22 protein-coding genes and 2 tRNA genes are annotated in these 22195 nt (G+C 40.8%); 11 read left to right on the top strand and 13 right to left on the bottom strand.

Going from position 1 to position 22195, the window contains the following annotated elements:
* Positions 1-150 precede the first annotated feature (150 nt).
* From KTR06_RS01980 to prmC, 9 genes are all read right to left on the bottom strand, one after another.
* Positions 151-1137: a FecR family protein gene (locus KTR06_RS01980; RefSeq protein WP_008645190.1), complete on the bottom strand. Its 987-nt coding sequence runs from the start codon at positions 1135-1137 to the stop codon at positions 151-153.
* 70 nt (positions 1138-1207) lie between these two features.
* Positions 1208-1750: an RNA polymerase sigma-70 factor gene (locus KTR06_RS01975; protein ID WP_004314638.1), complete on the bottom strand. Its 543-nt coding sequence runs from the start codon at positions 1748-1750 to the stop codon at positions 1208-1210.
* 281 nt (positions 1751-2031) lie between these two features.
* Positions 2032-2115, bottom strand: a tRNA-Leu gene (locus KTR06_RS01970).
* Positions 2116-2131: 16 nt separating this feature from the next.
* Positions 2132-2204, bottom strand: a tRNA-Gly gene (locus KTR06_RS01965).
* Between the two features lie 93 nt (positions 2205-2297).
* A complete protein-coding gene (gene argH / locus KTR06_RS01960) occupies positions 2298-3638 on the bottom strand; it encodes an argininosuccinate lyase (RefSeq protein ID WP_004305025.1) in 1341 nt (446 codons plus the stop codon).
* A 10-nt stretch (positions 3639-3648) separates the two neighbouring features.
* Positions 3649-4059: an SRPBCC family protein gene (locus tag KTR06_RS01955; protein ID WP_008024483.1), complete on the bottom strand. Its 411-nt coding sequence runs from the start codon at positions 4057-4059 to the stop codon at positions 3649-3651.
* A 95-nt stretch (positions 4060-4154) separates the two neighbouring features.
* The gene (pyrE, locus tag KTR06_RS01950) at positions 4155-4793 is read right to left on the bottom strand and encodes an orotate phosphoribosyltransferase (protein ID WP_004313008.1); all 639 of its coding nucleotides are present in this window, start codon (positions 4791-4793) and stop codon (positions 4155-4157) included.
* Between the two features lie 78 nt (positions 4794-4871).
* Positions 4872-5354, bottom strand: coding sequence for a regulatory protein RecX (locus KTR06_RS01945; RefSeq protein ID WP_004299786.1), 483 nt, complete (start codon positions 5352-5354; stop codon positions 4872-4874).
* On the bottom strand, positions 5351-6187 hold the full coding sequence (gene prmC, locus KTR06_RS01940) for a peptide chain release factor N(5)-glutamine methyltransferase (protein WP_055235906.1): 837 nt from the start codon (positions 6185-6187) through the stop codon (positions 5351-5353). Before prmC ends, KTR06_RS01945 begins: the two co-directional genes overlap by 4 nt.
* Before the next feature lie 36 nt (positions 6188-6223).
* Here prmC and ribD point away from each other — a divergent pair, with 36 nt between their 5' ends.
* The 8 genes from ribD (at position 6224) to KTR06_RS01900 (ending at position 14744) form a co-directional block, all read left to right on the top strand.
* Positions 6224-7279, top strand: coding sequence for a bifunctional diaminohydroxyphosphoribosylaminopyrimidine deaminase/5-amino-6-(5-phosphoribosylamino)uracil reductase RibD (ribD, locus tag KTR06_RS01935; protein WP_055235907.1), 1056 nt, complete (start codon positions 6224-6226; stop codon positions 7277-7279).
* Positions 7280-7421: 142 nt separating this feature from the next.
* On the top strand, positions 7422-8930 hold the full coding sequence (locus KTR06_RS01930) for a DUF6242 domain-containing protein (RefSeq protein ID WP_217289904.1): 1509 nt from the start codon (positions 7422-7424) through the stop codon (positions 8928-8930).
* 25 nt (positions 8931-8955) lie between these two features.
* The gene (locus KTR06_RS01925; protein WP_004313004.1) at positions 8956-9690 is read left to right on the top strand and encodes an isoprenyl transferase; all 735 of its coding nucleotides are present in this window, start codon (positions 8956-8958) and stop codon (positions 9688-9690) included.
* 30 nt (positions 9691-9720) lie between these two features.
* Positions 9721-12375 carry an outer membrane protein assembly factor BamA gene (gene bamA, locus KTR06_RS01920; RefSeq protein ID WP_004313003.1) on the top strand — a complete coding sequence of 885 codons (2655 nt, stop codon included), beginning with the start codon at positions 9721-9723 and terminating at the stop codon, positions 12373-12375.
* A gap of 23 nt (positions 12376-12398) precedes the next feature.
* Complete coding sequence (locus KTR06_RS01915; protein ID WP_008776422.1) at positions 12399-12914, top strand: OmpH family outer membrane protein; 516 nt, start codon at positions 12399-12401, stop codon at positions 12912-12914.
* 56 nt (positions 12915-12970) lie between these two features.
* On the top strand, positions 12971-13486 hold the full coding sequence (locus tag KTR06_RS01910; RefSeq protein WP_004310501.1) for an OmpH family outer membrane protein: 516 nt from the start codon (positions 12971-12973) through the stop codon (positions 13484-13486).
* Between the two features lie 108 nt (positions 13487-13594).
* Positions 13595-14437, top strand: coding sequence for a glutamate racemase (murI, locus tag KTR06_RS01905; protein WP_008024472.1), 843 nt, complete (start codon positions 13595-13597; stop codon positions 14435-14437).
* A gap of 73 nt (positions 14438-14510) precedes the next feature.
* Complete coding sequence (locus tag KTR06_RS01900; protein ID WP_004313000.1) at positions 14511-14744, top strand: DUF2007-related protein; 234 nt, start codon at positions 14511-14513, stop codon at positions 14742-14744.
* Here the strand turns inward: KTR06_RS01900 and KTR06_RS01895 are convergent.
* Positions 14713-15861 (bottom strand): pyridoxal phosphate-dependent aminotransferase, encoded by a 1149-nt coding sequence (locus tag KTR06_RS01895; protein WP_195365556.1) that lies wholly within the window; start codon positions 15859-15861, stop codon positions 14713-14715. The two genes, KTR06_RS01900 and KTR06_RS01895, sit on opposite strands and share 32 nt — an antisense overlap.
* A 105-nt stretch (positions 15862-15966) precedes the next feature.
* Between KTR06_RS01895 and proB the strand changes: the two genes are divergently transcribed.
* The 3 genes from proB to KTR06_RS01880 all read left to right on the top strand — a co-directional run bounded on the left by proB (position 15967) and on the right by KTR06_RS01880 (position 19762).
* Positions 15967-17049, top strand: coding sequence for a glutamate 5-kinase (gene proB, locus KTR06_RS01890; protein WP_008024470.1), 1083 nt, complete (start codon positions 15967-15969; stop codon positions 17047-17049).
* A 420-nt stretch (positions 17050-17469) separates the two neighbouring features.
* On the top strand, positions 17470-18726 hold the full coding sequence (locus KTR06_RS01885; protein WP_008024469.1) for a glutamate-5-semialdehyde dehydrogenase: 1257 nt from the start codon (positions 17470-17472) through the stop codon (positions 18724-18726).
* Between the two features lie 79 nt (positions 18727-18805).
* Entirely contained in the window at positions 18806-19762 is a 957-nt protein-coding gene (locus tag KTR06_RS01880; protein ID WP_008024468.1) for an acetylornithine carbamoyltransferase, read from the top strand.
* Positions 19763-19939: 177 nt separating this feature from the next.
* On the opposite strand, the gene KTR06_RS01875 is transcribed toward KTR06_RS01880, so the two are convergent.
* The 3 genes from KTR06_RS01875 to KTR06_RS01865 are packed head-to-tail and all read right to left on the bottom strand — an operon-like array spanning position 19940 to position 22193.
* Complete coding sequence (locus KTR06_RS01875; protein ID WP_004312995.1) at positions 19940-20332, bottom strand: rhodanese-like domain-containing protein; 393 nt, start codon at positions 20330-20332, stop codon at positions 19940-19942.
* Positions 20333-20346: 14 nt separating this feature from the next.
* Positions 20347-21048 carry a NigD-like C-terminal domain-containing protein gene (locus KTR06_RS01870; RefSeq protein WP_217289903.1) on the bottom strand — a complete coding sequence of 234 codons (702 nt, stop codon included), beginning with the start codon at positions 21046-21048 and terminating at the stop codon, positions 20347-20349.
* Entirely contained in the window at positions 21045-22193 is a 1149-nt protein-coding gene (locus KTR06_RS01865; RefSeq protein ID WP_008024464.1) for a 1-acyl-sn-glycerol-3-phosphate acyltransferase, read from the bottom strand. The genes KTR06_RS01870 and KTR06_RS01865 overlap by 4 nt, the downstream gene beginning before the upstream one ends.
* Positions 22194-22195 lie beyond the last annotated feature (2 nt).

The raw sequence follows: 22195 nt of genomic DNA, 5'->3' as shown, positions 1-22195 counted from the left end.
GTTAATTGGTTATTATTCTAGGATCATTCAGAATAGCGTCAATATTACGCTAATATTAAAAGAGATTGATTTCATATCCGGGAGGAACGGCCATTCCTTCCGGGTATTTTTTTGCATTACGTATTAAATTTAAAAGGTTCTACAATATATTTATTCTTTACTAGTTACATAGCACTTATTTCCCTTGATAACATAGTTTACATTTCCTACAACTTGCGATATAATCTTCATAACTTCCTCCAGATTCGCCTGTTTGGAGAAGCGGAAACTATATGTATTCTTTTTCAAGCTATGAAGGCTATATACAAAAGCATAAGGAAATTTGCGTTCAAGACTTGTAAAAATATCCTCCAGATACATATTACTAAAAACCAATTCCCCACGTTGCCATGCCGTCACATCATCTATCTCAGGCATCCGCAGATTGTGCGCTTTCGTATGTTTGTCATATACCAACTGTTCATTAGGCTTTAAAATAATATTGGACAGCAAGTTATTGAATTCAACTTTCACACTACCTTCCAGCAAAGTAGCCATCAGTTCGCTATTTTCCGGATAAGCATTTACATTAAATTCAGTACCTAAAGCAGTAACTTGATAATCATTGGCCTTTACAATGAAAGGATGCTTCTTATCCGGTTTCACTTTAAAGTTGGCCTCACCAATCAAATATACGCTTCTAGTCTCTCCTGTAAATTTTTCCGGATATAGTAGTATACTCTTCGAATTCAGCATGACATTTGTACCATCCGGTAATGTAAGTTCACGAATTTCCGCTGTCGGTATATAGCATTCAACTAAATCTTTTTCCGGCCGTTCCTTTTCCAACATCAAATAAATAGAAACGGATGAGACTGCTAACAAGAAAATAGCTGCAGCTCTCCATATAAGTAACTGGTAATTTCTACGTGAAGTGATAGACTGCATTCCCAGATTCTGCCGCATTCGTTGTATTGATTGTTGCATGCCATCAGGCACTTTCTGCTCTCCTGCTTGTTTCCAAAGCTCACGAAGAGCCTCACTCTTTTCATCAACATGCTCCTCATCAGCCAACCACTGTTGCACTTTCTTCTGTGTTCCGGCTGAATAGCTATTATGGCCGAATAATTCTACGAGTTGTTGAATATAATTTTTCATGAATCTTTTTCTTTCTTTTTTGGGCTTTATACACTAAATACAACTACTACATACATACTACTTAAAAATATTAGAGAAAAAAAATAAAAAAGAGGAGTACCTTCTTTAATTCGATCAATGCCAAATAAACCTGATGCTCTATTGTTCGGATAGAAACATCGAGTTTATCAGCTATTTCTTTATGACTTAATCCCCTGAAACGACTAAGTTCGAATATCAACCTCCGACGCTTCGGCATTTTCTCCAGGGTGAGTTGAATAATCATCAACATCTCCTTATAATATACGTTATTCAAGATCTCTTCCTTTTCTGTTAATTCATAAAGAAGAGTCTTCTCTATAACTTCCGACTGATATTCCTGTTCTACCTGTTGATGTTTAAAGATATTCAGAACTATATTTCTAGTCATTATAAAAATATAATTGTCTAGTTCTTTATCATTATCCAGCCACAACTCAGGCTGCAACCAGAGCTTACAGAAAACATCTTGAGCCACATCTTCTGCATCCGCTTCCGATTTTAGCAGCATTTGAGCAAAGTTCTTTACCTTTGGAAAATTTACAGTGAAAAACCTCTGAAACTTTAATTCAATCTGCCTGTCATTATTCTCCATCTCTCTAGTATTTTTCAGTGTTAGCGGTTAAATCAAATATTACATATATTTAGGTCTAAGGAATGATTCAATATAATATTATACATTAAATCATAATCTAAAAGCAAAATAAAAGATTAATAACACAATAAAAAAATATTATAACTCTTTTTTGGTTTATTTCTTCCAAGCAGCTATCATATAGAGCTTTCCAGAAAATAAATAAAATGTATATTATACACCCATAAAAATAAAAAGGCTTCATGAATCAATGATTCATGAAGCCTTATAAAGAATACTCGTACTCGAAGCGGGACTTGAACCCGCACAGCCGCAATGGCCAAAGGATTTTAAGTCCTTCGTGTCTACCATTCCACCATTCGAGCATCCTTTCAAAGAAAGAGCGGAAAACGAGACTCGAACTCGCGACCCTAACCTTGGCAAGGTTATGCTCTACCAACTGAGCTATTTCCGCGTTTTTTCAACGGGTGCAAAGATAAGTAGTTTACTTGTTTCTGCCAAATCTTTTCGGAGGAAAGTTTAAAAAACTATCCTCCGAAAGTTTATTTTATCTTCCAAGCAGTGCTTTCTCCGCTTTCTCCATTCCACAAAAGTTGAATCCATCAATCACTTGCTGCATCAATGCGGAGATTTCTGCATTACAAAGGTTACCAATACTACCTTCATGAGTATGGTGTACTTCTTTAGTATGCGAGAATTTACCTGCTTCAATATCCAAACCTACCTTTTTATATGCATCACGGAAAGGCATACCTTCACGTGCCAAACGATTTACCTCTTCCACACTAAAAATAAGAAGGTATTTGTCATCATCAAGAATATGTTCATTTACCTTTATTTCATTCATGATATAGGTTGTCATCTGCAAACAGTCTTTCAGTTCCTGAAAAGCAGGAAGGAAAACTTCTTTGATAATCTGCAAATCACGAAAATAGCCGGAAGGCAGATTGTTCGCAATCATCATAATCTGTTGGGGAAGCGATTGCAATTTATTGCATTTAGCACGTGTCAGTTCAAACACATCAGGATTCTTCTTATGAGGCATAATGCTGGATCCTGTAGTGCAGTCATCGGGCAACTTGACGAAACCGAAGTTTTGACTGTTAAACATACAGGCGTCAAAAGCTAATTTGGAGATTGTTCCGGCAATCGTAGCCAATGCAAAAGCAACATTGCGTTCCATCTTTCCACGCCCCATTTGAGCATACACAACATTGTAATTCATTGAATCAAAACCTAATAAGTCAGTCGTCATGGTACGGTTCAAAGGAAAAGACGAACCATATCCGGCTGCTGAACCTAACGGATTACGATTACACATTTTAAATGCTGCCTGCAAAAACAGCATATCGTCCATAAGACTCTCGGCGTAGGCACCAAACCACAAGCCAAAAGAAGAAGGCATTGCAATCTGCAGGTGTGTATATCCCGGCATCAAAACGTTTTTATATCGTTCGCTCTGACGGATCAAGACATGAAATAGTTGTTCTACTGCCTCGGCAACCTCTTTAATTTGCGTACGGGTAAAAAGTTTCAAGTCCAAGAGAACCTGATCATTTCTGGAACGGCCACTATGTATTTTCTTTCCGATATCACCCAAACGACGGGTCAACATCAATTCTACCTGCGAATGTACATCTTCCACCCCGTCTTCTATCACAAATTCGCCTTTTTCGGCCGAGGCATAAATACTCTTCAATTCCACCAGCAACTGGTCCAGTTCTTCTTTTGTCAACAACCCAATGCTTTCAAGCATCGTAATATGAGCCATAGAACCAAGCACATCATGCTTGGCCAAATAAAGATCCATCTCACGATCACGACCTACTGTGAAACGTTCGATATCCTTATTTACCTGTACGGACTTCTCCCAAAGTTTCTGTGCCATAAAAAAAAGTTTAATATTCAATAACTGCCAACATATCAACCATCTTCTCCAAACCTTCCTGGAGAGGTTTCTGCACCATTGCTTTCATAAATGGATTAAGATCCATTCCGATAGTAACCTTCACTTTACACTCTTCTTCTGCAGTTTCAACCAGTTGAATCCACATATTAAAGGGAAGAGGAGAGTTAGTTGTTGCCAACTTTATACATTTACAAGGATCGCGCTCTACAATTTGCAAAGTCAATTGTCCAATAGGGGAAACACTAAAACTCAACGTGTCCGAATCAAAACTCAAATCCTGCACCTTATCTTTTGGCAAACGGTCTTTGACTGCTTCCAGATTACTTAAATCCGAAAGTTTATTATATACGCGCTCCTGGCTGTAAGGTATTACCTTGACACTACTCTCAAAATTACTCATAAACTTCTATTAGTATAAAACAAAAAAAGAACAATCCGGCCAAATATTGTCCGAACAGTTCTTTTTACCAAATATGTTTGATCAAAAAATGAATCTTATTTTCCAGCATCCCAATGAGCAGGGTCTTTACGCCATTCGTTCAATGTCTGTATGTCTTCTTTTTCAATATAACCTGTACGAAGAGCAACATCAAGCACTGCTTCATAATTGGTCAACGTTACCAAAGTCACCTTCGCATTTTTGAATGCCTCTTCTGCTACCGGGAATCCATACGTATAAGCTGCAACCATACCGATTACTTCGCAACCATCGCGACGAATTGCTTCAACAGCCTTCAAACTACTACCACCTGTAGAAATCAAATCCTCGACGACTACGACTTTCATACCCGGACGAAGTTCACCTTCAATCAGGTTCTCCAATCCATGATCTTTGGGGGTAGAACGAACATACACGAACGGTAGATTCAATGCATCAGCCACTAAAGCTCCCTGCGGGATAGCACCTGTAGCCACACCAGCAATCGCATCCACCTGTCCGAATCGTTCCAATATCAGACGTGTAATTTCAATCTTCACAAAATTACGAAGAGAAGGATAGGACAGAGTTTTACGGTTGTCACAGTAAAAGGGGGATTTCCATCCAGAAGCCCATGTAAAAGGGTTAGCGGGTTGAAGTTTAATAGCTTTAATCTTCAACAGTTTCTCCGCAAATAGTCTCTCTAAGTTTTTCATAACTAAACTAACTATTAATTATTTGCCGCAAAAGTACAGAAATTGAACGAGAATAAAAAGAAGAATCCGTTTATTTTTTCAGTCAATTTGTTCCTCTTCATCGGGAATGTCGATACAACGCTTAATATCTTTCAGTTCAAAACCACGACTCATAGCGAATCGCATCAGCTTTCCATTCAATTCATAATCGTCTGCTGCATGGATACTTTTCCGTTTGGAAGCCAGCAGGTCACGCAGAATAGAAAGGTATTCTTCTTCATCAATTTCGTTCAGATAACGCCATGCCACATCAGATGGGATCTTCTTCATATAAAGCCCTTGGGCTATTTTCATTTTCCCCCACTTGGCAAAGCGGAACTTGTCATTCACAAAAGCTCTGCAGAAACGTTCATCATCGATAAACTTCTCTGATTCCAGTCGGTCAAGAATACGCGCAATGGTATCATAGGCAATTCCCCAACGTTGTAACTTCTCATTTATTTCTGCCCGGCAATGCTCGGCAGTGGAGCAGTAAGAGGCTACGCGATTCAAAGCCTCTTCATCAGTTAATTGTGCACTCATCGGTTAGCTGTAACTATTCTATCTTTTCCAAATATGTCTTTTATAACACGAACATCACGATATTGGTTCATTTCAAGTATGTGTGCTGTTTCCCGGCCATAGGCCTGGTTGATTTCAAAATAAAGTTTCCCACCCGGCAAGAGTAATTCACTTCCCAGACGGGCGATACGATTATAAAACCGTAAAGGGTCCTCGTCAGGAACAAACAGGGCCAGCCCCGGTTCCCAATCAAGGACATTAGCGTCCATTTCGTTCTTTTCCGTTTCGGTCACATAAGGCGGATTGCTGACAATAACATCGAAAGACGGTATCTTTTCCCAGTCATCGGCCAGAACATCTCTTTGTAGAAATCTCACCCGAGCTTCCAAGGCGTCATTGTTTTTACGAGCAATAGCCAATGCTTCTTCCGAAATATCCCAAGCTTCTACTTCTGCATCCGGAAGTTTTTTATCCAAAGAGATCGCAATACATCCGCTTCCCGTACCTATATCTAATAGACGACGAGCATTTGGATTCTCCTCTACTATTAGTTCCACAAGCTCCGCGGTCTCCGGCCGGGGAATCAGTACGCCGGAAGCAACCTTAAAATTCCTTCCACAAAACTCCGCAATACCACGAATGTACTGTATAGGTTCATTTTTCTGTAAACGGAATATAATGTTTTCTAATTCACGCTGTTTGCATTCGGATAAAATTATATCTTTGCCCATGTAAATATCAAGCGCATCTAAACCTAACATGTCGCAACAAATCAGCATCGAAAGGGCTTTTACCTCCTCCGGTGGATAGATTTCCTGCAAAGATTGGCGAATGTAAGCGGTGATACGATTCATATTTTCACAATTTCGGAGTGCAAAAGTAAGAATAATATGGCGAAGAGCACCAAAATGGAAGAAGAAAAATACATGAGACGTTGCATTGAGCTTGCAAAGAATGGGTTATGCAACGTATCTCCAAACCCGATGGTAGGGGCCGTTATCGTATGTGACGGGCGAATTATCGGCGAAGGTTACCACATTCGCTGTGGCGAGGCGCATGCGGAGGTTAATGCGATCCGTTCTGTCAAAGATGAGTCATTGTTGAAACGTTCTACGATTTATGTCAGTCTGGAGCCTTGTTCCCACTATGGGAAAACGCCTCCTTGTGCTGATCTTATTATAGAGAAGCAGATACCACGCATTGTTATCGGTTGCCAAGACCCTTTTTCAGAAGTGGCCGGACGGGGAATTCAGAAATTACGGGATGCCGGACGAGAAGTGAGAGTTGGTGTATTAGAGGAAGAATGTAAATCGCTGATTCGCCGTTTTATCACTTTTAATACGCTTCACCGTCCTTTCATTACACTGAAATGGGCAGAATCAGCCGATCACTTTATTGATATAGAACGTACAGACGGAAAACCGGTAGTCCTCTCCTCTCCTCTTACTTCCATGTTAGTGCATAAAAAAAGAGCGGAGGCGGATGCGATTATGGTAGGCAGGCGAACTACTTTATTGGATAATCCGTCACTTACGGTACGCAACTGGTATGGGCACAACCCGATACGCGTTGTGTTAGATCGCACGCTATCCCTCCCTAATGATTTACAAATATTCGATGGCAACGTGCCTACATTTATCTTTACTGAAAAGCAACAGCCAGAAAAAAAGAACATCACATATATCACCATCAACTTTAACCATAACCCATTGAAACAGATCATGGAAGCATTGTATCAACGAAAAATACAATCATTATTGGTGGAAGGAGGCAGACAATTGCTGCAATCATTCATTGATAATGAGCTATGGGATGAAGCCTATATCGAAAAGTGCCCCGGCCGGTTACACTCCGGTGTTAAAGCACCTCAAATGGACGATAATTTTAGTTATTCGATAGAAGAACACTTCGAAAGACAAATTTGGCATTATGTTCGTCGAATATAGCTAAGATAGTTCTATTCAGGGGGTTTTACGTCGATAAAAACAGTGTTATTATCTATAATTTTATATAAAACTTACCTGTAATGTTCATTATCGGAAAAAATGTTTCTATTTTTGCAACTTGTAAATAAACACAATCTTTCAAATGAAAATAAAGTTTTTATCATTCATTGCGAGTTTTTTCATGGTGTCATTTGTTATAACGTCATGTCTTGATGACGATAATAACATCGAATATAGCCCGGATGCAACTATACATGCGTTTGCACTTGACACAGCAGGCCTTGGGAGTTATAAATTCACTATTGACCAATTATCACGTGAAATCTATAACGAAGACTCTCTTCCTGTTCATGCCGATACCATCATTGACAAGATTTTAATCAAAACATTAACAACGGCATCAGGTGTCGTTACGATGAAGGACAAAAGCGGAAACGATTCCGTTTTAAACATCAATGATTCGATCGATCTTCGGAAAGAACTTACTATAAAAGTATGGTCAACAGAAGCATTAGCGGGTATATCTCCTAATCAGACTAAGGAATACAAGATCAAAGTAAATGTGCATGACTATGATCCGGATTCGTTAAGGTGGAAATATATGAATAAAATAGATGACCAAATTGTAGGAGAACAAAAATCTATTATTTTTGGAAGTGAAGTTCTCACATACTCTGTAGTTGGCACAAAGTTATATGCATACAAAAACTCTTTAACAAACTTTGGCAGTTGGGAGTATAAAGAAATAGAGGGATTACCAAAAGGCAAACTTCCGACTTCTATCATTGCCTTCCAATTCAACAGAAGCAGAACCATGTTATATGCCACCTCCAATGGTGATGGTAAAGTATATGAATCTGCAGATGGAGAAAAATGGAATGAATCAACGATGTTTGGTGAGGGAGTGGAATTGCTACTAGCCACATTGACTAATAACGATGTCAGCAGAATTTGTTATATAAAGAAAGGAGCAGATAACCAACGCTATTTCTATTATCAAACAAATGATGTACCAAAAGAGACTTTGGATAAAGCTGAAAATGGAGGAAAAGTGCCATCTAAATTTCCAACTAAAAATATATCCTATACAGTATATAAGTCTTCGACAAATATTAATTCAGTCCTTCTAGTAGGAGATACAGAAACTGCGACTTTGGCTGATGACAGTAAATTAGAAACGACCATTGTATGGGCATATAACGGAAACAAATGGGTTGAGTTCTCAACTACTTCCTCTGTTGCATACTGCCCTAAATACACTCAACCATCTATTATATATTATAATGACTTAGTATACATATTTGGTCAAGACTTCAGTTCTATTTATGTTTCCAATCAAGGATTATTCTGGAAAAAGGCGAATCCTAAGTTCTCTTTCCCCCATAGAGATTGGAGCAAAGGAGGAACTCCAGATCCCGATGTAGATCCTGAATTCAGAGGCAAAACCAACTATTCAATGGTACTAGATCCTGACACTCAAAATCTATGGATTATCTTTAGTAAAGGAAGTGCAAGTTTTGAAGAAGAGGTAGAGAAAGAAGAAAGTACAAAGGCAACCACAACTGAACCACGCACATATGAGCATGATTCAGAGGTATGGCGTGGTCGTCTTAATCAGCTATGGTTTGATTTGGCAAATGCCAAGAAATAAAAACGTATACGTTTAAAATAAAAAGATGTCCTATATAGAACAAATAGACAAAACTCGGATACCACAACACGTAGCCATCATTATGGATGGAAACGGACGATGGGCAAAACAACGAGGGGAAGAACGTACTTACGGTCACCGTGCTGGCGCAGAAACGGTACAGAATATTACTGAAGATGCTGCCAGACTGGGGATTAAGTACCTGACACTTTATACCTTCTCAACCGAGAACTGGAATCGGCCGCAAGACGAGATAGCGGCTTTGATGAATCTATTGCTAGAATCTATTGAAGAAGAGACACTGATGAAGAACAATATTCGCTTCAACGTAATCGGTGATTTCAAGAAGTTACCGGTTGAAGTTCAGAAAAGTTTGACGTCATGTATAGAACGCACATCCAAGAATAGTGGAATGTATATGGTACTAGCTCTTAGTTACTCATCCCGTTGGGAAATAACAGAAGCGGTACGGCAAATAGCAACGCAGGTAAAAACGGGAGAAATATCTCCCGAGCAAATAACCGATGAGTGTATCTCATCTCATCTGGATACTAATTTTATGCCCGACCCGGATTTACTGATCCGCACGGGAGGAGAAATCCGGTTAAGCAATTATCTCTTATGGCAATGTGCTTATTCGGAGCTTTATTTTTGTGATACCTTCTGGCCGGACTTCGACAAAGAAGAACTCTACAAAGCCATTTGGGAATACCAACAAAGGGAACGCCGATTCGGCAAAACCAGTGAACAGATCAGCTAATATAACTCGAAACATCAAATTATAACATAAATGCATTATCGTATTTCCTTTATATTCATAACGTTTGTCTGCCTGTGCTGCTTTGCGACAACAGGCGTTGCGCAAAATGCTAACACTGATGAAGACTCAAAACCTGTCATCTTATACTCCGGAACACCCAAAAAGTATGAGATAGCAGATATTAAAGTCGAAGGCGTAAAGAATTATGAAGACTATGTATTGATTGGACTATCCGGACTATCGGTAGGACAAACAATTACTGTGCCGGGTGACGAAATCACTGGAGCAATCAAACGTTATTGGCGTCATGGTTTGTTCTCAAATGTACAAATCACAGCCGAGAAAATAGAAGGCAACAAAATCTGGTTAAAAATCAGTCTGACACAACGCCCACGTATCGCAGATGTACGCTACCACGGTGTGAAAAAGTCAGAACGTACCGACCTTGAGGCCAAGCTAGGAATGGTAAAAGGTATGCAGATTACTCCGAATACCGTAGACCGTGCCAAAACATTGATTAAACGTTATTTTGATGACAAGGGATTTAAAAATGCCGAAGTAATCATCGCACAGAAAGACGATCCTTCCAGCGAGAATCAGGTGATTGTGGATATTGATATAGACAAAAAGGAGAAAATCAAAGTACACAAAATCACCATTGCAGGAAACACTGCAATCAAGGCTTCCAAGCTGAAAAAAGTAATGAAGAAAACCAATGAAAAAGGTAAACTTCTAAACTTGTTCCGCACCAAGAAATTCGTGCCGGAAAACTTTGAAGCAGATAAACAACTTATCATCGACAAGTATAATGAGCTGGGATATCGTGATGCAATGATCGTTAAAGACAGCGTTTCACAATATGATGAAAAGACGGTAGATGTATATTTGGATATAGACGAAGGTCAGAAATACTACCTCCGTAACGTGACATGGGTAGGTAATACTCTTTATCCGTCGGAACAGTTGAACTTCCTGCTTCGTATGAAGAAAGGCGATGTATACAACCAGAAGTTGTTGAATGAGCGTGTTTCTACAGACGACGATGCTATCGGTAACTTATATTACAATAACGGTTACCTCTTCTACAACCTTGATCCGGTAGAAGTAAATATCGTAGGCGACTCTATCGACCTCGAAATGAGAATCTATGAAGGTCGTCAGGCTACTATCAATAAGATTAAGATCAGTGGTAACGACCGTTTGTATGAAAACGTCGTTCGCCGTGAACTGCGTATCCGCCCGGGACAGCTGTTCAGCAAAGAAGACTTGATGCGTTCTTTGCGTGAGATCCAGCAGATGGGACACTTTGACCCGGAAAAACTACAACCGGATATTCAACCGGATCCGATGAACGGAACTGTTGACATAGGTTTGCCTTTGACTTCCAAAGCCAACGACCAGGTAGAGTTCTCTGCCGGTTGGGGACAAACGGGTATCATTGGTAAGTTGAGTTTGAAGTTTACCAACTTCTCCGTAGCCAACCTGTTACACCCGGGTGAAAACTACCGTGGTATCCTGCCGCAAGGTGACGGACAGACATTGACCATCAGCGGACAGACGAATGCTAAATACTACCAATCATACAGTATTTCATTCTTCGATCCATGGTTTGGCGGCAAACGTCCGAATTCATTCTCTGTATCAGCATTCTTCTCTGTACAGACAGACATCAGTAGCCGTTACTACAATTCCAGCTATTTCAACAACTACTACAACAGCATGTATAGTGGTTACGGTGGTTATGGTATGTACAATTACGGTAACTATAACAACTACGAAAACTATTATGACCCGGACAAGTCTATCAAGATGTGGGGACTTTCCGTAGGTTGGGGTAAACGTCTGAAATGGCCGGATGACTATTTCACTCTTTCTGCAGAATTAGCTTACCAACGCTACAACTTAAGCGACTGGCAATACTTCCCGGTAACCAACGGTAAATGTAATGACCTTAGCATTTCATTGACTTTGGCACGTAACTCTATTGACAACCCGATCTTCCCCCGTTCAGGTTCAGATTTTTCATTGTCAGTTCAGCTTACACCGCCTTACTCATTGATGGACGGTAAAGACTATAAGGGATATTATAGTAACCCTGAAACAGGTAGCATTACCCAGGACAACATGAATAAACTTCATAAATGGATAGAATACCACAAATGGAAATTCAAAGGCAAAACGTATACTCCGTTGATGGACCCGATTGCACATCCGAAATGTCTGGTGTTAATGACACGTACTGAATTCGGTTTGTTAGGTCACTACAACCAATACAAGAAATCTCCGTTCGGAACATTCGACGTGGGTGGTGACGGTATGACCGGTTATTCAACTTATGCAACTGAAAGTATCGCTTTGCGCGGTTACGAAAACAGCTCATTAACTCCATACGGATCTGAAGGTTATGCTTACGCACGCCTCGGCATTGAATTAAGATATCCGTTGATGCTGGAAACAAGTACTAACATTTATGTGTTAGGTTTCCTAGAAGCTGGTAACGCATGGCACGATATCAAGAAATTCAATCCATTCGAGTTGAAACGTTCTGCCGGTGTCGGTGTTCGTATCTTCCTGCCGATGATTGGTATGATGGGTATTGACTGGGGTTACGGTTTCGATAAAGTATTTGGTTCTAAACAATACGGAGGAAGTCAATTCCACTTTATCTTAGGACAAGAATTCTAATGTATCATCAAAAACTAAACGTTATGAGAAAGTCTGTTCTATTAATCATGATGCTGTTTGCTGTCAGCATGGCGGCAAATGCACAGAAGTTTGCACTGATCGATACGGAATATATCATGAAGAATATTCCGGCAGCTCAAAGCGCTAATGAGCAAATGCAAGAAGCTACGAAGAAATACCAGAGCGAAGTAGAAGCCCTGGCAAAAGAAGCACAGAAGATGTTCCAGGATTACCAGGCAAAATCTTCCACTCTTTCTGCCGCACAAAAGACAAAGACAGAAGATGCAATCGTAGCTAAAGAAAAAGCGGCAGCCGAGTTGAAGCGTAACTACTTCGGTCCGGAAGGCGAATTAGCCAAGATGAGAGACAAGTTGATTACTCCAATTCAGGACGATATTTATGAAGCCGTGAAAGCTATATCACAGCAACATGGATATGATTTGATTATCGACAGAGCCTCTGCTACAGGTATAATATTTGCAAATCCACGCATAGATATTAGTGATGAAATCCTAAGAAAATTAGGATATTCAAATTAATTTCATACATTTGCAGCTGGAAATAACTAAAAATCATTCAAATAAATTATAGAACTATGCTAAAAAAAATTGCACTTGTAATGTTGCTTGCACTCCCAATGGGTGTATTTGCACAGAACCTGAAATTCGGCCACATTAATGCACAGGAAATCATCACTGTGATGCCGGAATTCACCAAAGCTCAAAATGACATTCAGACTTTAGAAAAACAACTTACTGCTGAACTTCAGAGAACGCAGGAAGAATTCAACAAGAAATATCAGGAATTCCAACAAGCTATCGCTAAGGATTCTCTTCCTCCCAACATCGCTGAAAGAAGACAAAAAGAATTGCAAGATATGATGCAAAGACAAGAGCAATTCCAACAAGATGCTCAACAGCAAATGGCGAAAGCACAAAATGATGCCATGGCTCCTATCTATCAGAAGTTGGACAATGCTATCAAAGCCGTAGGCGCTGCTGAAGGGGTAATCTACATCTTCGACCTGGCAAGAACTTCGATTCCATACGTAAACGAATCACAGAGCATCAACTTGACTAGCAAGGTAAAAGCAAATCTTGGTATCAAATAGGAACTGAGCAAGAATAAAGAAATACCAAAAGGGAAAGAGAAAGAAGTTGATCCTTCTTTCTCTTTCCCTTTTTTTGGCGTACATTTGCGTATATAAATCAAGTGTGTCATGAAGCAACATCTATCCAATACGCCCGGACCGATCGGAGTATTTGACTCCGGTTACGGAGGTCTGACCATCTTAGACAAAATAAGAGAAGTATTACCGGAATATGATTATATCTATTTGGGAGATAATGCACGTGCTCCTTACGGAACACGTTCTTTTGAGGTCGTATACGAATTTACCCGGCAAGCAGTCAACAAACTATTTGATATGGGCTGCCACCTGGTTATATTAGCTTGCAATACAGCTTCCGCAAAAGCTTTGCGCAGTATTCAGATGAATGATTTACCAGGCATCGATCCGGCTCGCCGTGTGCTCGGAGTCATCCGCCCTACCGTAGAGTGTGTCGGAGAGATAAGCAAAAACCAGCATATCGGTGTACTGGCAACAGCAGGCACCATCAAATCCGAATCGTATCCGTTGGAAATACACAAGTTGTTTCCTGAAATCCAGGTCAGCGGCACAGCCTGTCCGATGTGGGTATCACTAGTTGAAAACAATGAATCACAGGACGAAGGAGCAGACTATTTTATCCGGAAGTACATCAACCAATTGCTATCGAAGGACCCTCAAATAGATACTGTCATTCTCGGATGTACTCATTTCCCCATACTTCTACCCAAAATCCGGCAATATATTCCGGAGCATATCAGTGTAATTGCGCAAGGCGAGTATGTTGCGGAAAGTCTGAAAGACTATCTGAAAAGACATCCCGAAATGGATGCAAAATGCACGAAGAATGGGAACTGTCAGTTTTACACGACCGAAGCGGAAGAAAAGTTTTCAGAATCGGCCTCTACTTTCCTGAAACAGCAGATTAGTGTAAAACACATCACGCTCGAATAAAATTTAAGAAAAAAAGTAACCGTTTCTCTCTCTTTTTTGTTATATTTGTAGATAACCCCTAATAAGCAAGATCATGAAAGAAGAAGATTATAGCAAAGCAATAGAAGTATTCTCCGGATCCCCATGGGAAGCCGAGATCATCAAAGGGCTATTAGAAAGCAATGACATCCGTTGCGTAATCAAAGATGGGATTATGGGTACACTGGCACCCTATATCGCTCCTTCCGTATCCGTTCTTGTCACCGAGGACCAATACGAAGCAGCCACCGCACTTATCAGGAGCCGGGCCGAGAAAGATAACGACTGATGCGGTCGAGCCCTTCGCGGATATTCTCCAATGAATTTGCATAGGAGAAACGTACATATCCTTCGCCTCCCGTACCAAAATCTACCCCGGGAGTAATACCGACGTGTGCATGTTCGAGTACATCGAATGCAAAACGATAAGAGTCGGTAGTAAATTTGCGTGCGTCAGCAAAAATGTAAAATGCCCCTTGAGGTTCTACTTTTATTTCAAAACCCATTTCCCGGAGACGGGCAATCATATATCGGCGACGCTCATCATAAACCAGCTTCATCCGTTCCACGTCCGGTTCAGCCTGCCGCAATGCGGCAATCCCTGCCTGCTGAGCAACACTGGACGCACAGATAAACAGATTTTGCTGTAACTTTTGCAAAGATCGCATACAAGATTTAGGTGCGATCAAATAACCCAACCGAAGCCCCGTCATCGCAAAGCGTTTAGAGAATCCGTTCAGGACAAAAGCCTGATCCGTATATTCAAGAATGCTGTGCGCACGTCCTTCATACACAAGGCCGTGATAAATTTCATCTGAAATGACAGGAACTCCCAACGCTGCCACTTCTTTCAGGAACTTTTCATCCAACAACATTCCGGTCGGATTCATCGGAGAATTGATAAAGATAGCCGCAGTATGCGGATTCACACACTTACGGATAGCCTCTATGTCGTATTGCAGATATTCTTTAGACAAAGGAACCAAAACAGGTTTGGCTTGCGTTGCCAACACAAAATTGCGATAGCAAGCGTACCCCGGATTGGAAAGAATCACTTCACTATCCGGATTGCAGAGCAACATCAATGCAAGAAGAATAGAAGGAGAAGACCCGGAAGTCACGACAATACAATCCGGATCTACCGTTACCCCATATTCGCGCAGATAAAAAGCGGCAATTTCCCGTCGCAGTTCCGGATCACCCAAAGAATGTGTATAATGAGTCAGATGACGATCATAAGCCGCTTTTGCCGCTTCCGCCACACAGGCCGGCACATCAAAATCGGGTTCGCCAACTTCCAGATGAATAATATCAATGCCTTGTTTTTGCAATTCGTTCGCCCTCTCCAACACATCCATTACGATGAAAGAGGTCATCTGTTCTACTTGTGGGTTTGTATGTTTCATTGTTTTTCTTTTCTCTATCTGACTGCAAAGATAATTCTTTTTAGCCTGTTTTGGTAACATATCGGCAAAAAGCTCTATATTTGTGCTTTCAAATCGTTAGTAGGAATGAAACAGGAATTTACACGAATCGCAGTAAAAGTAGGAAGCAATGTATTGACACGCCGAGACGGAACGCTGGACGTTACCCGTATGTCGGCACTTGTTGACCAGATAGCGGAATTACATAAATCCGGGGTGGAAATCATTCTGATTTCTTCGGGAGCTGTTGCTTCCGGGCGCAGTGAAGTGCATCCACAGAAAAAACTCGATAGTGTAGACCAACGCCAGTTGTTTTCTGCCGTAGGTCAGGCTAAGCTCATCAACCGTTACTACGAACTTTTCCGCGAGCATAGTATTCCCGTTGGTCAGGTGTTGACCACGAAAGAAAGTTTCGGTACCCGCCGCCATTATCTGAATCAAAAAAACTGTATGACGGTAATGCTTGAAAATAATGTTATTCCTATTGTCAACGAAAATGATACAATTTCCGTCAGCGAGCTTATGTTCACTGATAATGATGAATTGTCCGGGCTCATCGCTTCCATGATGGATGCACAGGCTCTCATTATCCTAAGCAACATTGACGGAATTTACAATGGTTCTCCTGCCGATCCGGGTTCTTCTGTTATCCGGGAGATCGATCACGGAAAAGATTTATCCAATTATATTCAGGCAACGAAGTCCAGTTTCGGACGGGGAGGAATGTTGACGAAAACAAATATTGCCCGCAAAGTAGCTGATGAAGGAATTACAGTGATTATTGCCAATGGGAAACGGGATAATATTCTGGTAGATTTGCTTCAGCATCCGAAAGAAACGCTTTGTACACGTTTTATCCCTTCAAACGAACCGGTATCCAGTGTAAAAAAATGGATTGCTCATAGCGAGGGGTTTGCCAAAGGAGAAATTCACATCAACGAATGTGCGACAGAAGTTCTAAACTCTGAAAAGGCTGTCAGTATCCTCCCCATCGGAATTACTCACGTTGAAGGTGAATTTGAGAAAGATGACATTGTGCGTATCATGGACTTTCAAGGAAATCAAGTGGGCGTTGGAAAGGTGAACTGCGATTCCAAACAGGTGCAAGAAGCAATCGGTAAGCATGGAAAGAAACCGGTAGTACATTATGACTATCTATACATTGAATAATTAATAATAAGAATTTCTGTTTTATCCGATTTTAGACTAAAATTAGCTTGTTTCTGAAACAGCAATGAACTGTTTCAGCCTATTCTAACAAGGGTATATTCTCACTGCAATGAGAAAAAGTTCTCATTATAATGAGTATTTCTTCTCATACCTATGAGTATTTTTTCTCATAGGGATAAGTATACTTGAGAATGTTTACGGAAGTTTTTTTGAATTATAATTGTATGAGTTTACCTCATTTCTATACCGAAATGAATTTTCAACTAATCAGAAAAAGAGATACGAAATTAGAACTATATGTCTCTACAATCTATATACCATCACAAAAGCAACATTTATTTCTGTTTTCAACAAGTTTTATTCACATCATTCACTATATTTGCATAGTTTATCTTTCCATTTAATGCAAAAAAGGAGCAAATGACTACAAATTTAAACGAGACCTTTGCTGCCGTACAGGTGGCAAGTCGGGAATTAGCCTTGCTGAATGATGACATCATCAATCAGATTTTAAATGCAGTAGCTGACGCAGCAATTGCAGAAACACCTTTCATTCTTGCAGAGAATGAAAAAGACCTCGCACGGATGGACAAAAATGATCCGAAGTACGACCGGTTGAAATTGACGGAAGAACGTTTAAAAGGCATTGCTGCCGACACACGCAATGTAGCGACACTCCCCTCTCCTTTGGGTAAAGTGTTGAAAGAAAGTGTTCGCCCCAATGGGATGAGATTGACAAAAGTCAGCGTTCCTTTCGGAGTGATAGGAATTATTTATGAAGCCCGTCCGAATGTCAGTTTTGATGTTTTCTCCCTTTGTCTAAAGAGTGGAAATGCCTGCATATTGAAAGGAGGAAGTGATGCCGATTGTTCCAACCGGGCTATCATCAGTGTGATTCACGAAGTATTGAAGAAATTCAATATCAATCCACACATTGTAGAACTACTTCCGGCTGATAGAGAAGCTACGGCAGCATTGCTGAATGCTGTGGGTTACGTAGACCTGATTATCCCCAGAGGCAGCAGCAGCCTGATTCATTTCGTACGCGAGAATGCAAAAATTCCCGTTATTGAAACAGGGGCAGGTATCTGTCACACTTACTTTGATGAATTTGGAGATGTAAACAAGGGGGCAGCTATTATTCACAATGCGAAGACACGCAGGGTTAGCGTATGTAATGCGCTGGACTGCACCATTATACATGAGAAAAGACTGACCGATCTCCCTATGCTTTGCGAGAAACTAAAAGACAGCCATGTCATTATCTATGCTGACGCACAGGCTTATCAAGCATTAGAAGGCCGCTATCCTGCCGAACTTCTGGAACACGCCAAAGCAGAAAGTTTCGGCACAGAGTTTCTGGATTATAAAATGGCTGTCAAGACCGTAAAAAGCTTCGAAGATGCCTTAGGCCATATTCAGGAAAACAGCTCCAAACATAGCGAGTGTATTGTTACCGAAAACAAGGAACGTGCAGCCTTATTCACAAAGATTGTGGATGCAGCTTGCGTATACACCAATGTATCTACTGCCTTCACTGACGGAGCGCAATTCGGATTAGGAGCAGAAATCGGAATCAGTACGCAAAAACTACATGCGCGCGGTCCGATGGGACTGGAAGAGATCACCTCTTACAAATGGGTCATCGAAGGAGACGGGCAAACGAGAAGAAATTGAGACGATACCTTTATCGTTAAAAATCAAACAAGGTATTGAACGAAACTAATTGAAAATTAAGAATTAAAAGATAAATGATATGAAGAAATTTACTTGCGTACAGGACATCGGCGATTTAAAATCAGCCCTTGCAGAAGCATTCGAAATTAAAAAAGATCGCTTCAAATATGTAGAACTGGGACGAAACAAGACTTTGATGATGATCTTCTTCAACTCCAGTCTGCGCACCCGCCTTAGCACACAGAAAGCTGCAATCAACTTGGGAATGAATGTAATGGTACTAGATATCAATCAAGGTGCATGGAAATTGGAAACCGAACGTGGCGTAATTATGGATGGCGATAAACCGGAACATATCTTAGAAGCCATTCCGGTGATGGGCTGTTATTGTGATCTCATCGGAGTACGCTCTTTCGCCCGTTTCGAAAACCGCGACTTTGACTATCAGGAAACGATTATCAATCAATTTATCCAATACTCCGGACGTCCCGTCTTTTCGATGGAAGCGGCAACACGCCACCCATTGCAGAGCTTTGCCGACTTGATTACCATTGAAGAATACAAGAAAACAGCACGTCCTAAAGTGGTCATGACCTGGGCTCCACATCCACGTCCATTGCCACAAGCTGTTCCCAATTCTTTTGCCGAATGGATGAACGCAACGGATTACGAATTTGTCATCACCCACCCCGAAGGTTATGAACTCGCCCCGCAATTTGTAGGCAACGCAAAAGTAGAATACGACCAGATGAAGGCTTTCGAAGGAGCCGACTTTATATATGCCAAGAACTGGGCAGCTTATTCCGGCGACAATTACGGACAGATATTAAGTAAAGATCGTGATTGGACAGTCAGCGACCGTCAAATGGCAGTTACCAACAACGCTTATTTCATGCATTGTCTTCCGGTTCGCAGAAATATGATTGTGACAGACGATGTGATCGAAAGCCCGCAATCAATCGTTATTCCGGAAGCTGCCAATCGTGAGATTTCGGCAACTGTCGTTCTGAAGAGACTATTGGAAGGACTAAAATAACCGAAAAATAAAGAGGCCGAAAAGCCTCTTCCATCAACGCATAAGAACAAAAGAACATCTCTTTAAAATCCTACTTATAAATATAAAAACAGGATTTGAAAATTGAGATGTTCTTTTGTTCTTATTGTATTTAAAATAAAAGCAGGCTATTACTTACCGCCCGCTCTTTACTTTACCTTATTTCTCTATTTCTTTGCCAGCCTCCTGCCAGGAATTAAATCCTTTATCAAGCTCAAAGACCTTATAGCCCTTCTCACTCAAAATTGCCGCAGCCTTCTTGCTCCGATTACCACTACGGCAATACACAGCCACCGGTTTATCCTTCTGTAATAATGAATCAGCCATTGAAGCAAAAGAATCATCCATCACATTGATGTTGATTGTCTTCGTGATGTGCCCCTCCGAATATTCCGCAAGTGTGCGGACATCCAGACGTTGTATATCCTCATTCTGAATAAGAGAATCAAACTCCTCTACATTCATGGATTGAAAATCTCCTTTCTGCTGACAAGAGAAAAGGGAAGAGAGAAATAAAAATATCCCCACGATTAATTGATTCAATTTAAACATATATACTCTATTATTCAATTCTGCCCCGGAGTATAGTCAAACCCGGGATCACAATACTTTTCAGATACTACCGCAGATCCATCCTTATCGTACGTACAATATTTAAACTTAATATTTATCGTCCGGCCAGGATGCTCCTCATCAATATATTGCGCCAAAGAAACAGAAATGTAAGCACGCCGATTATAGTATTCTTCATCACTGTTCGCATCATGGTATAATAACATATTCACAATACCATTTGTTTTAAGTTCAGACACATCTTCCACTATGCCGAAAGTATGTCCTTTGCCTGTACTGACTTTTAGATTCAAAATCATATTCAGATAATCCCTCCCCAGCCAGATACTGACCACCTCTACCGGGTCTTGCTTTATACCGTCTTTATACACCGGATCATCTTCCGGCTTAGGCACCGGCACAATGAGCGATTGCAAAGAATATATAGTAGCCGCACTTCCATCCGGAAGCACTTCATAGTTACTCATTACACGTCTGGAAGTATTTGCGGCAATAGTAGACCCCGTACGGTCTTCCGCCACAGGCAAAGCCTCTCCCTTATCAGGAATAAGCGTTTGTATACGACCATCATCCCCGGCCTTTACAGTCACAAATTCCAGTTTCACCGAAGGATAATAATAATCATCATCTCCACAGGCAGTCATCAGGAAAAGCAATCCCCACAACCAAATAACATGTAATTTTCTTCTTTTCATCGGCAAGCTGCTAAATAATTAACTAACGGATTGGAATACATTAATAACAACTTCTCACGCAAAAAGTCCTCATCCTTATTCGGAATCTTGATCTTTGCCAATTGTTGTTCAATATAGTTCATAAACTGTTGTTTCTCTTCTTCCGTGTAATTGGACCCGAATTCCGTCGTGCCATTCAGCCAATCGTACGCCACATAATTTCCCGGATATATCCGGTAATTACGATGAATGCGGCGGTCAATACAAGCAGAGATACGGGCAAACAAATCCGGTTTCGGCAACGAACGGTCCAACTCTTTCAGATCATCATTCAGACAAGGGGCAACCTGAAAATGTACCCTGCCTTTATATCCGAAAAGACCGGTTTGCATATTAATCAAATCGTCCTGCGTCGTCTTCTTATACCCTTCGATGTCTCTCTTCAACTGAAACTCCTGCGCTTTCAGAAAATCACACGGGTCATATTCGTATGAAATAGCAAGCGGAGCAATATTCATTTCCATCAAACGGTCTATCAAATCACCTTCACCACCCATTGCCAGCATTTTCAACACACTGTCTTGCGTACGGTCATTCGAATCTTTTGCACGTCCTTCACGCTGCGCAATCCAAATAGACTGTTTTTTCTCCGAAATGGTGTAATGCATATAACGGGACATACGCGCTGAAGATTCCAACATTTGCCGCATGGTCAATGCCCGCTGCACAATGAATGATTTATTGACACGTACCAGTTTCTTAATCCAGGGATAAATCAGCAAATTATCTCCAATCGCTATTTCTACCGTATCCATTCCCTGGTCAATCAACAAAATAGAGAGAAAGCCCGAATCGAGAATAATGTCTCTATGATTCGATATATACGTATAAGCTTTACTTTTATCCGGTATGGCGGTATGATCCAGAGTCAGCCCGGCGGTATGATCTGCCGCTATCTTCCACAAAATGCCATAACAAAATGCCTCCTGAAAATCAAGTTTAGTCTTACAGGCACGCATTTTCTGCGCCAGAAGTTCAAATGGAACGTTCGGTATAGCCCCGGTAGCAGCTTTCTGAAAAGCCGGATCGGCAATCAGTTCCTCAAAGATTTGAGGAAGTTCCTCATCATTGTAAGGACGAATTTCATTAAACTCTGTCAGATCCATCA

It is taken from the genome of Bacteroides sp. MSK.20.12 (assembly GCF_019052435.1).
GTDB lineage: Bacteria > Bacteroidota > Bacteroidia > Bacteroidales > Bacteroidaceae > Bacteroides > Bacteroides xylanisolvens.
The sequence above is the reverse complement of the archived record's forward strand: the minus strand, read 5'-3'. Positions and strand labels throughout refer to the sequence as shown.